The sequence below is a fragment of the Bacillus sp. FSL P4-0290 genome, from assembly GCF_037975435.1.
Classification (GTDB): domain Bacteria; phylum Bacillota; class Bacilli; order Bacillales; family Bacillaceae; genus Bacillus; species Bacillus subtilis.
In genome coordinates, this window is sequence record NZ_CP150253.1 from 602,671 (window position 1) to 614,726 (window position 12,056).

At 42.9% G+C, this 12,056-nt stretch carries 14 protein-coding genes and 1 riboswitch; of the genes, 11 read left to right on the forward strand and 3 right to left on the reverse strand.

All coding sequences use genetic code 11. The features are described 5' to 3' along the window. Positions 1–19 precede the first annotated feature (19 nt). Positions 20–391, forward strand: a complete 372-nt coding sequence (gene fra, locus MKY10_RS03150) for an iron chaperone frataxin (RefSeq protein WP_015252695.1) — start codon at positions 20–22, stop codon at positions 389–391. Between the two features lie 80 nt (positions 392–471). Here fra and MKY10_RS03155 read toward each other — a convergent pair whose 3' ends face one another. Together MKY10_RS03155 and MKY10_RS03160 are read right to left on the reverse strand one after the other, a co-directional pair. Continuing rightward, complete coding sequence (locus tag MKY10_RS03155; RefSeq protein ID WP_015252694.1) at positions 472–969, reverse strand: YdhH/YoaO family protein; 498 nt, start codon at positions 967–969, stop codon at positions 472–474. 17 nt (positions 970–986) lie between these two features. Continuing rightward, on the reverse strand, positions 987–1,469 hold the full coding sequence (locus MKY10_RS03160; protein ID WP_015252693.1) for a GNAT family N-acetyltransferase: 483 nt from the start codon (positions 1,467–1,469) through the stop codon (positions 987–989). An 82-nt stretch (positions 1,470–1,551) separates the two neighbouring features. Here MKY10_RS03160 and MKY10_RS03165 point away from each other — a divergent pair, with 82 nt between their 5' ends. Next, positions 1,552–2,529: an HD domain-containing protein gene (locus tag MKY10_RS03165; protein ID WP_015252692.1), complete on the forward strand. Its 978-nt coding sequence runs from the start codon at positions 1,552–1,554 to the stop codon at positions 2,527–2,529. A 142-nt stretch (positions 2,530–2,671) separates the two neighbouring features. Then, the gene (locus MKY10_RS03170; RefSeq protein WP_015252691.1) at positions 2,672–3,292 is read left to right on the forward strand and encodes a YdhK family protein; all 621 of its coding nucleotides are present in this window, start codon (positions 2,672–2,674) and stop codon (positions 3,290–3,292) included. A gap of 12 nt (positions 3,293–3,304) precedes the next feature. On the opposite strand, the gene pbuE is transcribed toward MKY10_RS03170, so the two are convergent. After that, positions 3,305–4,471, reverse strand: a complete 1,167-nt coding sequence (gene pbuE, locus MKY10_RS03175; protein WP_003234105.1) for a purine transporter PbuE — start codon at positions 4,469–4,471, stop codon at positions 3,305–3,307. A gap of 55 nt (positions 4,472–4,526) precedes the next feature. After that, positions 4,527–4,626, reverse strand: a riboswitch (purine riboswitch). A gap of 176 nt (positions 4,627–4,802) precedes the next feature. On the opposite strand from pbuE, the gene MKY10_RS03180 reads away from it, so the two are divergent. The 8 genes from MKY10_RS03180 to gmuG all read left to right on the forward strand — a co-directional run bounded on the left by MKY10_RS03180 (position 4,803) and on the right by gmuG (position 12,049). Continuing rightward, positions 4,803–5,114, forward strand: a complete 312-nt coding sequence (locus tag MKY10_RS03180) for a PTS sugar transporter subunit IIB (protein ID WP_003242472.1) — start codon at positions 4,803–4,805, stop codon at positions 5,112–5,114. Then, positions 5,114–5,446, forward strand: coding sequence for a PTS lactose/cellobiose transporter subunit IIA (locus MKY10_RS03185; protein ID WP_015252690.1), 333 nt, complete (start codon positions 5,114–5,116; stop codon positions 5,444–5,446). The genes MKY10_RS03180 and MKY10_RS03185 overlap by 1 nt, the downstream gene beginning before the upstream one ends. A gap of 18 nt (positions 5,447–5,464) precedes the next feature. Beyond that, the gene (gene celB / locus MKY10_RS03190) at positions 5,465–6,793 is read left to right on the forward strand and encodes a PTS cellobiose transporter subunit IIC (RefSeq protein ID WP_003244271.1); all 1,329 of its coding nucleotides are present in this window, start codon (positions 5,465–5,467) and stop codon (positions 6,791–6,793) included. A 17-nt stretch (positions 6,794–6,810) separates the two neighbouring features. Next, positions 6,811–8,208 (forward strand): 6-phospho-beta-glucosidase GmuD, encoded by a 1,398-nt coding sequence (gene gmuD / locus MKY10_RS03195; RefSeq protein ID WP_015252688.1) that lies wholly within the window; start codon positions 6,811–6,813, stop codon positions 8,206–8,208. 148 nt (positions 8,209–8,356) lie between these two features. Next, positions 8,357–9,070 carry a transcriptional regulator GmuR gene (gmuR, locus tag MKY10_RS03200; RefSeq protein ID WP_015715336.1) on the forward strand — a complete coding sequence of 238 codons (714 nt, stop codon included), beginning with the start codon at positions 8,357–8,359 and terminating at the stop codon, positions 9,068–9,070. A gap of 28 nt (positions 9,071–9,098) precedes the next feature. Further along, positions 9,099–9,998 (forward strand): fructokinase GmuE, encoded by a 900-nt coding sequence (gmuE, locus tag MKY10_RS03205; protein ID WP_014479017.1) that lies wholly within the window; start codon positions 9,099–9,101, stop codon positions 9,996–9,998. Next, positions 9,995–10,942, forward strand: coding sequence for a mannose-6-phosphate isomerase, class I (manA, locus tag MKY10_RS03210; protein ID WP_041850757.1), 948 nt, complete (start codon positions 9,995–9,997; stop codon positions 10,940–10,942). Before gmuE ends, manA begins: the two co-directional genes overlap by 4 nt. Positions 10,943–10,960: 18 nt before the next feature. Next, complete coding sequence (gmuG, locus tag MKY10_RS03215) at positions 10,961–12,049, forward strand: mannan endo-1,4-beta-mannosidase (RefSeq protein ID WP_041850758.1); 1,089 nt, start codon at positions 10,961–10,963, stop codon at positions 12,047–12,049. Positions 12,050–12,056 lie beyond the last annotated feature (7 nt).

The following is a 12,056-nucleotide window of genomic DNA, read 5'->3' on the forward strand; positions in this document are numbered from 1 at the left end:
TATTTTAGGAGGGAACAACATGGACGTTTTTTCTGAGTATTTAGCGGGGATTGATGACCCGTTCCACCGAGAAAGAACGGAAGAGGTGTTAACTTGGATAAAAAATAAATATCCAAATTTACATACAGAAATAAAATGGAACCAACCGATGTTTACGGATCACGGTACATTTATTATTGGCTTTAGTGTTTCTAAAAAGCATTTAGCTGTCGCTCCTGAAAAAGTAACGATAGCGCACGTAGAGGATGATATTGTGAAGGCCGGATATGATTACACCGAGCAGCTGATACGTATCCCTTGGAACGGTCCAGTTGATTACACGCTACTTGAGAAAATGATTGCGTTTAATATTCTGGACAAGGCGGAATGCTCCACTTTTTGGCGGAAATGAAAAAAGTAGAAAAGGCATAACATATGAGCTGTATAAAATATGCTATTCCTTTTCATTTGTCTATTTTTCGTTTTGATCATCTATTGCTGCTTTTCATCAAACAAGGTCTTTTCATTGAGCGTAAGCTGACTCGCAGAATAATGATTACCTTGTTTCCATTTCACTTCAATGGTTATATCATGGCCTTCAAGCTCATCTTCATCTAACCGCTCTAAAAAAGAAACAGACTTTTCCTTTGCGCTTCCATCAGAAAAAGTGCCTCCAGAATAATCATGCATCGGGATTTCCGTGTCAGAACTCAGCAGAATTTCATCATCCTTTTTTACAATCAGTGATTCCAAATAAGTGTTGTCTGTTTCATGTGGTTCACCGATCCAATAAAGTTCGCCGCTGTATTCATTCGGTGCATCTTCATTTTTTGTGAAAACAGCTTCCCAATTCTGATCTTTGCTTTCTCCCTGCCAATTCGGATACTCCAAACGAACATGATGAATCAGGTGATAGGAAAAAAAGATCAAGCAGAAAGTGATTAATAGGAATGCCGTGAAAATGAGAGGGTATTTATAATGACTGGACATAAAAGACTCCTATTCGTTTAATCAATTACCTTCGAAAATAGAATTTCATCCCGAATCAAAATGCCGTTTTCAGCCACCTCGGGAATCTCCGGCTTGAGTCGGCGCGCTTTTTCAACTGCGTTCGGAAACACTGCGGCGAATTGATAGCCTCTCTTTTGATAAAACGCCATCGCATGTACATTATCATTCGTTGTGATAAGCTTTATTCGTTGACAATGTGCATATTTAGCCGTCTCTTCAACCTGCTGAAGTAAAGCTGTGCCGATTCCTTTATTTTCAATCATACTATCTAATGAAATAATTTCACAATCTTTCCCATCTATTGTGTATGTAATACAGCCAATGATTTCGCCGCTTTCATTTACTGCGGCAAATCCATCTAATTCATCACACCGAAAAATGCCACTGGAAATCGCCATCTCGGGTGTACCCCAATGCTTGGCAAAAAAATCGATCAACATATGTTTCGCTATCTCATTGTTTGGGATGATCATCATCATAACACTCCTCTATTGAAAGATTGCATATGTACTATCAATATAAACAATATATAACAGAAAAAATAGATGTTGAGGTGACGGCATGGAAATAAGCGATGTTATTTACGGGCACCACCATTTAGACGGTGTGCTGGAAGAGCTTATCAAAAGCGCTCCTGTGCAAAGATTAAAAGGGATCTATCAAGGCGGAGCAAGCTTTTTAGTCAATCGAAGGTGGAATGTGACCAGGTATGAGCACTCCATCGGCGTGATGCTCCTCATCAAAAAGCTCGGAGGAACGATAGAAGAACAGATTGCAGGTCTGCTCCACGACGTATCACACACAGCTTTTTCTCATGTGGTTGACGTTGTCTTTGAAAATCAAGCAGAAGACTATCATGAAAACATCTTTCAACAAGTCATTGTTCACTCTGAAATCCCGGACATTCTACAAAAACACGGCTATCATACTGAAGAACTTTTATCTGACGATTCAAAGTGGACATTGCTCGAACAGCCCGCACCGGAGCTGTGTGCTGATCGGACAGACTATACGCTGCGTGATATGTACCGATATGGACACATTAGCCTGCATGAAGCGCAAACCTTTTTGGATCATCTTATTGTGAGAAACGGAAGGATGTTTCCAGATAGTATTGAAGCTGGCGAATGGTTTGTCAGTGTGTACTACAAGGAAGTGATTGATTTCTTTTTGAATCCTGTGAATGTATATGGATATGAATATTTAGCGCGAGCATTGAAGGCAGCGCTGCGGCATGATGTCATATCCGCAGAGGATCTGCTGAAAACGGACCAAGAGGTACTGAACATCCTGCGTACATCAAAAAATGAAGAAGTTCTGAGCTTGCTTACATCTATTCATCCCGGCATACAAGTAATAGAGGATGACATCCAGTACGATTTCCATCAAAAGAAGAAAATGCGCCTAATCGATCCATCCATTTTTCTTGATGACGAATGGATCAAATCCTCAGATGCTTCTGAAAAGGTGAGGAAAATGGGTGAGGCCGCTTATCAAAAAGCAAAAAAAGGTGTGTATATAAAAGTCTTAAATCAATAAATGCCGCCTGACAGCGGCCTTTTTTCATGTTTGGCTTTGCAAACAAAGGGGAATAGGACAAACTGCGGGAACGCTTTATGAGAATATCAGCGTATTTACATACCGTTCGGGGGTATAGTATTATCGAGAGGGCATGTTTTCATTGTCTGCGGGCAAAAGTTACAGGAAAAAAATGAAGCAAAGGAGAATGAACATGAAAATCTCTAAAAATGCACTGGGAATTCTGATGTTATCTCTTGTTTTTGTTTTATCAGCATGCGGCAATAACAACAGTACGAAAGAAAGCACACATGACAATCATTCAGACTCCTCATCACATGAAGAGATGGACCATTCCGGATCAGCTGACGTTCCAGAGGGATTACAGGAATCTAAAAATCCGAAATACAAAGTAGGCAGCCAAGTAATCATCAATACTTCTCATATGAAAGGCATGAAAGGTGCCGAAGCTACGGTAACAGGCGCCTATGATACAACGGCGTATGTGGTTTCTTATACTCCGACTAATGGGGGACAGCGTGTGGATCATCACAAATGGGTGATCCAAGAAGAAATCAAAGATGCCGGAGATAAAACGTTACAACCCGGAGATCAGGTGATTTTAGAGGCTTCTCATATGAAAGGCATGAAAGGAGCAACAGCCGAGATCGATTCCGCGGAAAAAACAACTGTATACATGGTTGACTATACATCGACAACAAGCGGCGAAAAAGTGAAAAACCACAAATGGGTCACCGAAGATGAGCTTTCAGCTAAATCATAAAAAATCCTCCTTTTACAAGGAGGATTTTTTTGCTGTTTGAACAGGTCTTGTTAAAGAAATGAAAGCAAACAGGACAGCGATGATCACAATCGATCCGCCGCACCATGCCGTTGAAACCACAGTACCCGTCTGATCCAAAACAACACCGCCAATGGCTGAGCCAAGGGCAATTCCGACTTGGAGGGCCGATGTGTTAAAGCTTTGCTGAATGTCAGACGAATCAGGTGCAATTTCAATTAAATAGCTTTGCTGAGCCGGGGCGAGGCTCCAGCTCAGAAGACCCCAAATCACCATGACAGGCAAAAAGAAAATCATAGACGATGTAGACAGCGGCAGTAAGAACATAATGATGGCAAAGGAACCGGTCACCAGCAAAATGCTCTTAAAGGAACCAAGCCGGTCAGATAGCGCTCCTCCGAAAGGGCCTCCGCATACAGCAGATATCCCGAAAAGGAAATAACAAATGCTGACCCAGAAAGAGCTCAGGTGAAGAGTCTCTTCTAAAAACGGCGCAAAGTAAGCGTAAAGCGTGTAGTGGCCAGCTAATGTAAACATCGTGACGAGGTGTGAACTCGCGATTTTCAGATTACCGATCGTCTTGAGTTGTTCCCGGAAAGGAATCATTTTCTCCGCCGGTATTCTTTCAAAGAAGATTGAAATAATCAGCATGGAGATCAGTGCCAACAGGCCGATGCCAAGGAACAAAATCCGCCACCCGAAGGAATCGCTGATTAAGATTCCGAGCGGCACGCCTAATGCGATAGCAGAGCTGAATCCCATAAAAATAATTCCGATTGCGCGGGCTCTGTATTCAGGCGCTACAATTTTCGGGGCAATTGTTAAAGAAAGCACAACAATCAGCCCTGTACTCATTGCTGCCAATACCCTAGATACCATCAGTGTTGCGAAATTAGGGCTGAAATAGGCGACAAGATTGCTAAGGAAGAAAACAAATAAAGCAATTAGATATAAGCGCTTCCGCTCAATCTTCGCAGTCAATGCCAAAAGCAGCGGCCCAGATACTGCATATCCCAGCGCAAACACACTGATCAGCTGTCCGGCTGAAACAATGGAAATGTCTAAATCATTTGCGATCTGAGGAAGAATTCCCCCCACAATTAACTCAACCAATCCGACTGCAATCGTAGAAGCTGCAAGCAGGAAAACTTTGAAATTCATAACAAACTCCTTTACTTAAATGTTTTGATAAATAAAAAAAATCCTGATTACAAAAAATGTCATAAACAAATTTTGTAATCAGGATTTTACGGTTCCTGGTAGACACCCTCAAACCATATTATTGAGGTTATACAAGTGATAATAGCTATTTAATTGATTCGTTTCCGTTGATGAGTGTACCACATTATGAATGAATCTTCCATAGAAAAATTTACAAAATGATGAACCGGACAAGCATATGATTATATTTATTTTACAAAAGTATAGACATTTAAAAATAAATGACTATAATAATCCATGTAAGCGTTTTAATCACAAGGGGGGATAGCAGTTGAAAAAAATATTACTCGCGTGCAGTTCAGGAATGTCTACCAGTTTATTGGTGACAAAAATGAAGGAATACGCACAGTCTATCGGTGAGGAAGCAGAGATTTGGGCTGTTGGCCAGGATAAAGCAAAAGAAGACATGAGAAAAGCGGATGCCGTTTTGATCGGTCCGCAAATGAGCTTTCTGAAAAGCGAACTCCAAAAAGAAGCGGATCAATACAACATTCAAGTTGAAGTCATTGACATGATGGCCTACGGAATGGCAGATGGGAAAAAAGCGTATGAGCAGGCATTGTCCTTAATGGTGAATCAATAATGGAACAGATGAAAATCACGAATTTAACAGACGAGCAAATCAGTTTTCAGCTAATCCTGCACAGCGGAAATGCCCGCAGCTGCATCATACAATCACTGCGCGCCTACAAAGAAGGGAACAAGGACGAGGCTGATGCCCTCATTGCCAAGGCTGAGCAGGATTTATCCGCGGCCCATGACATTCACTTTCAAATGATACAGAAGGAATCCGGCGGAGAAGCAACAGCTTTTTCATTGCTGCTTATGCATGCAGAGGATCATCTGATGTCAACATTATCCATGAAAGAATTAGTGAAAGAGATGCTTGATCTCTTTAAAACCAAGAATCTATAAATAATCGGGGTGGATAGGGTGTTCGAGAAAATCAGCCAATTCCTTGTTCCAATTGCAGGGAGGTTAAACAATAACCGCTATTTGCAAGTGTTGCGTGATGCATTTATGCTGGCTTTCCCGCTGACGATATTCGGGTCCATTTTTGTTGTGTTAACGAATTTGCCGTTTCTAAACAAAATCATGAACGCCTCAATGCTTACGTCGTTTCAGTCTCATTTCGGCATTGCCTCCACGGCGACAATGGGCATTATGTCTGTCTTTGTTGTGTTCGGGATAGGCTATTACCTGTCAAAAAGCTATCAGGTCGAAGCTGTATTTGGCGGAGCGATCGCTTTGGTTTCCTTTTTGCTCTTAACGCCATTTATCATTCAGCCAGAAACAGGAGATGCCATTACAGGGGTTATCCCGGTCGATCGTCTCGGTGCAAAAGGGATGTTTCTTGGGATGATTACGGCATTTCTTTCTGGTGAAATTTACAGAAGAATCGTTCAAAAAAACCTGACAATCAAAATGCCAGCCGGCGTTCCGCCTGCTGTAGCAAAATCATTTGCCGCACTTATTCCGGCTTTTATCACATTGACCGTATTTTTGTTGATTAACGTAATGGTGACTCTGTTTTTTAAAACAAATATGCACGACGTTATTTATCACGCGATTCAGGCTCCGCTTGTCGGACTTGGAAGCGGTATCATTCCAACGCTGATTGCCGTGTTTTTCATACAAATTCTTTGGTTTTTCGGACTGCATGGACAGATCATTATCAACTCCGTGATGGACCCGATTTGGAATACACTGCAGGTAGAAAACCTTTCTGCTTACACGGCGGGAAAAGAAATCCCTCATATTATTTCAAAACCGTTTATGGAGATTTATACAGTAGGGATGGGCGGAACCGGGATGACGCTTGCGATTGTGTTTACCATTCTCATATTCATGAAAAGCAGGCAGATGAAGCAAGTATCAAAACTTGGCCTCGCTCCCGGTATTTTTAACGTAAACGAACCGATTATCTTCGGGCTTCCGATTGTCATGAATCCGATCATTATTGTGCCTTGGGTGCTGGCACCGATGGTTGTTACGCTCGTCACCTATCTGGCTATGTCAGCCGGGCTCGTTCCGCCTCCGACTGGTGTGACAGTGCCGTGGACGGTTCCATTGTTCATTAATGGCATCATGGCGACGAACTCAATCATGGGGGGCGTGATGCAGCTTATCAATCTGCTGATTGTCTTCGTGATCTGGTTTCCGTTCCTAAAAGCAATGGATAAATTAAATCTGGCAAAAGAAAAAGAACAGGCTGTGCAGGAGACAGCTGCTCAGCAAAATGATAACAGCATAAAAATGTGACATAAGGGGAGAGAGACTTGGCACAAACAGAACAATATCGTTTTCCAAAGGATTTTTGGTGGGGATCATCGGCTTCAGCAACACAAACGGAGGGTGCCGCCGACAGAGACGGAAAAGGCCAGAATATATGGGATTATTGGTTTGAAAAAGAACCGCATCGTTTTTTTGATCATGTCGGCCCCGCAGACACATCCCAATTTTACGACAACTATAAAGAAGATATCAGGCTGATGAAGGAGCTTGGCCACAACTCGTTCCGGATGTCGATTTCCTGGTCACGTTTAATACCAAACGGAACGGGCGAGATCAACGATAAAGCCGCAAATTTCTATAACAATGTCATTGATGAGTTAATCGCTAACGGAATTGAACCTTTTGTCAATTTGTTTCATTTCGATATGCCGATGGCGCTTCAAAAAATCGGCGGCTGGGTCAACAGAGAGACGGTTGACGCGTATGAAAACTATGCAAGAACTTGCTTCCGTTTGTTTGGCGGCCGGGTGAAAAAATGGTTCACGCATAATGAACCAATCGTTCCCGTAGAAGGCGGATACCTATATGATTTTCATTATCCAAACAAGGTAGACTTTAAAGAGGCCGTCCAGGTTGGATTTCATACGATGCTGTCAAGTGCCCGCGCCATTCAGGCTTACAGGGAGATGGAGCAGGACGGAAAAATCGGAATCATTTTAAATTTGACCCCATCATACCCGAGAAGCAGCCATCCGGCGGATGTAAAAGCCGGGGAAATCGCAGACGCGTTTTTTAACAGATCCTTTTTAGACCCATCTGTCAAAGGCGAATTTCCAAAAGAGCTGGTTGACATTTTGAAGCATGAAGGCTTTATGCCTGATTACAACGCTGAAGATCTTGACATCATCAAAAAGAACACGGTTGACCTGTTGGGAGTGAATTATTACCAGCCGAGACGTGTGAAAGCGAAAGAACATCTTCCGAATCCCGACGCTCCTTTTTTGCCTGACAGGTATTTTGATCCCTACGTCATGCCGGGCCGCAAAATGAATCCGCATCGCGGCTGGGAGATCTATGAAAAAGGCGTTTATGATATTTTAATTAATTTAAAAGAAAACTACGGCAACATCGAGTGTTTTATCTCTGAAAACGGTATGGGGGTTGAAGGTGAAGAGCGATTCAGGGATGAACAAGGCATCATTCAAGATGATTACCGGATTGAATTTATAAAAGAGCACCTCAAATGGATTCACCGCGCCATACAGGAAGGCTCGAACGTAAAAGGCTATCACTTATGGACGTTCATGGACAACTGGTCTTGGACAAATGCCTATAAAAACCGATACGGGTTTGTATCAGTCAATCTTGAGAAAGACGGGGAAAGAACCGTCAAAAAGAGCGGAAAATGGTTCAAAAAGGTTGCTGAACATAGCGGTTTCTAGATTTTCCTAAAGGCCAAGATCTTCCGGCAATCATCATAACGAATAGAGATGACGAAAATCCGCAACATTGATGAAATAGGGAAAAGAACTTATGATATCCGTAAAAGCTTATGTGATATCAGACTCTAACAGCTGCCGGAGGATGCCAATGAATAAATACGAAATTATTGCAAATGAAATGAGAAATAGAATTAAAAATAACGTATATCCGATCGATCAGCCCATTCCTGATGAAGTATCTCTTGCAAAAGAATTTAACTCAAGCCGCATGACGATGAAGAGAGCCTTGGATAATTTAGTTGCCGAGGGTCTGCTGTTCAGAAAACGAGGCCATGGCACGTTTATTATTCAATCTGCAATACAGGATGACCATGTACATGTAGTCAGCAATGAGATTCTCGGATTGACCAACTTGCTGAAAGATAAAAAAATCCAAAGCAAGGTCATTCAGTTTGAAGTGCAATTTCCCACTGAGGAAGTGGCCGCCCATTTGTCTATTGATCAGAAAACACCGGTTTATTATGTCGTTCGGCTGCGAATTGTAGAAGGTGAACCCTATGTATTAGAAAAAACATATATGCCGACTCATTTAATACCGGGCATTAATGACGATGTCCTTCATGATTCGATCTACAATCACATTACAAATGTGCTACAGCTCAAAATCGCCGGAACGCATCGGAAAATCAGAGCCTGCAAATCTGATCATATTGACCAGCAGCATCTGGGCTGTAAACAGGATGATCCAATTCTTGAAGTGGAACATGTGGGCTTCTTAGATACCGGGATTCCATTTGAATATTCCTTTTCACGTCATCGGCATGACAAGTTTGTTGTGACTTCTGTAAACATACGGCGCTGATTGCGGAGACAACAAGGAGGCCATCTGCATGCTTGGCGGTATTGAAGCAGGCGGCACAAAGGTTATTTGTGCTGTCGGTAAAGAAGATGGAACAATCATTGACCGAATAGAATTCCCTACAAAGATGCCGGATGAAACGATAGAGAAAGTGATTCAATATTTTCGCCAATTTTCATTACAGGCGATCGGCATCGGCTCCTTTGGCCCCGTTGATAACGATAAAACCAGTCAAACATACGGTACCATTATGGCCACGCCGAAAGCGGGCTGGAGACACTACCCCTTTTTGCAAACCGTTAAGAACGAAATGAAAATCCCAGTCGGATTTAGTACAGATGTCAACGCTGCGGCGCTGGGTGAATTCCTTTTCGGTGAAGCGAAGGGTCTCGACAGCTGCCTGTATATAACGATTGGTACTGGCATCGGTGCGGGCGCAATTGTAGGGGGCAGGCTCCTTCAGGGGCTGTCGCACCCAGAGATGGGCCATATTTATATCCGGAGGCACCCGGATGACGCATACCAAGGGAAGTGTCCTTATCATGGAGATTGCTTTGAAGGCTTGGCTTCCGGTCCCGCCATTGAAGCGCGCTGGGGAAAAAAAGCCGCGGATTTATCAGGTATAGCACAAGTCTGGGAACTGGAAGGGTACTATATTGCCCAAGCACTGGCTCAGTATATTTTGATCCTTGCACCTAAAAAAATCATTCTTGGCGGCGGCGTCATGCAACAGAAACAAGTGTTTTCTTATATCTATCAATATGTACCGAAAATCATGAACAACTACTTAGATTTTTCTGAATTGTCAGATGATATAAGTGATTATATTGTACCTCCACGTTTAGGCAGTAACGCCGGAATCATCGGCACGCTAGTTTTAGCGCATCAGGCCTTACAAGCAGAGGCAGCATCCGGGGAGGTGCGATCATGACGCATCCATTATTTTTAGAGCCTGTCTTTAAAGAAAGACTATGGGGAGGGACGAAGCTTCGTGACGCTTTTGGCTACGCAATACCCTCACAAAAAACAGGTGAGTGCTGGGCCGTTTCTGCACATGCCCATGGCCCGTCGGCTGTAAAGAACGGCCCGCTGGCAGGAAAGACACTAGATCAAGTATGGCAAGATCACCCAGAGATATTCGGGTTTCCGGATGGTAAGGTGTTTCCGCTGCTGGTAAAGCTGCTGGACGCCAATATGGATCTCTCCGTGCAAGTCCATCCTGATGATGATTATGCAAAACTGCATGAAAATGGCGACCTTGGTAAAACGGAGTGCTGGTATATCATTGATTGCAAAGATGACGCCGAACTGATTTTGGGACATCACGCAAGCACAAAGGAGGAATTCAAACAACGAATAGAAAGCGGTGATTGGAACGGGCTGCTGAGGCGAATCAAAATCAAGCCCGGAGATTTCTTTTATGTGCCAAGCGGTACACTCCATGCATTATGTGAGGGAACCCTTGTCCTTGAAATCCAGCAAAACTCTGATACAACGTATCGCGTATACGATTATGACCGCTGTAATGACCAGGGCCAAAAAAGAACTCTTCATATAGAAAAAGCCATGGAAGTCATAACGATACCGCATATCGATAAAGTGCATACACCGGAAGTAAAAGAAGTTGGTAACGCTGAGATCATTGTTTATGTGCAATCAGATTATTTCTCAGTGTACAAATGGAAGATTAGCGGCCGAGCTGCTTTTCCTTCACATCAAACCTATTTGCTGGGGAGTGTTCTGAGCGGATCAGGACGAATCATAAATAATGGTATTCAGTATGAATGCAATGCAGGCTCACACTTTGTCTTGCCTGCGCATTTTGGCGAGTTTTCAATAGAAGGAACATGTGAATTCATGATATCTCATCCTTAATGAATGGGGGAGTTGCATTTGTTTAAGAAACATACGATCTCTTTGCTCATTATATTTTTACTTGCGTCTGCTGTTTTAGCAAAACCAATTGAAGCGCATACTGTGTCGCCTGTGAATCCTAATGCCCAGCAGACAACAAAAACAGTGATGAACTGGCTTGCGCACCTGCCGAACCGAACGGAAAACAGAGTCCTTTCCGGAGCGTTCGGAGGTTACAGTCATGACACATTTTCTATGGCTGAGGCTGATAGAATCCGAAGCGCCACCGGGCAATCGCCTGCTATTTATGGCTGCGATTATGCCAGAGGATGGCTTGAAACAGCAAATATTGAAGATTCAATAGATGTAAGCTGCAACGGCGATTTAATGTCGTATTGGAAAAATGGCGGAATTCCGCAAATCAGTTTGCACCTGGCGAACCCTGCTTTTCAGTCAGGGCATTTTAAAACACCGATTACAAATGATCAGTATAAAAAAATACTAGATTCTTCAACAGCAGAAGGAAAGCGGCTAAATGCCATGCTCAGCAAAATTGCTGACGGACTTCAAGAGCTGGAGAACCAAGGTGTGCCTGTTCTGTTCAGGCCGCTGCATGAAATGAACGGTGAATGGTTTTGGTGGGGACTTACATCATATAATCAAAAGGATAATGAAAGAATCTCTCTATATAAACAGCTCTACAAGAAAATCTATCATTATATGACCGACACAAGAGGACTTGATCATTTGATTTGGGTTTACTCTCCCGACGCCAACCGAGATTTTAAAACTGATTTTTACCCGGGCGCGTCTTACGTGGATATTGTCGGATTAGATGCGTATTTTCAAGATGCCTACTCGATCAATGGATACGATCAGCTAACAGCGCTTAATAAACCATTTGCTTTTACAGAAGTTGGCCCGCAAACAGCAAACGGCAGCTTCGATTACAGCCTGTTCATCAATGCAATAAAACAAAAATATCCTAAAACCATTTACTTCCTCGCATGGAATGATGAATGGAGCCCAGCAGTAAACAAGGGTGCTTCAGCTTTATATCATGACAGCTGGACACTCAATAAGGGAGAAATATGGAATGGCGATTCTTTAACGCCAATCGTTGAATGAATCAGTA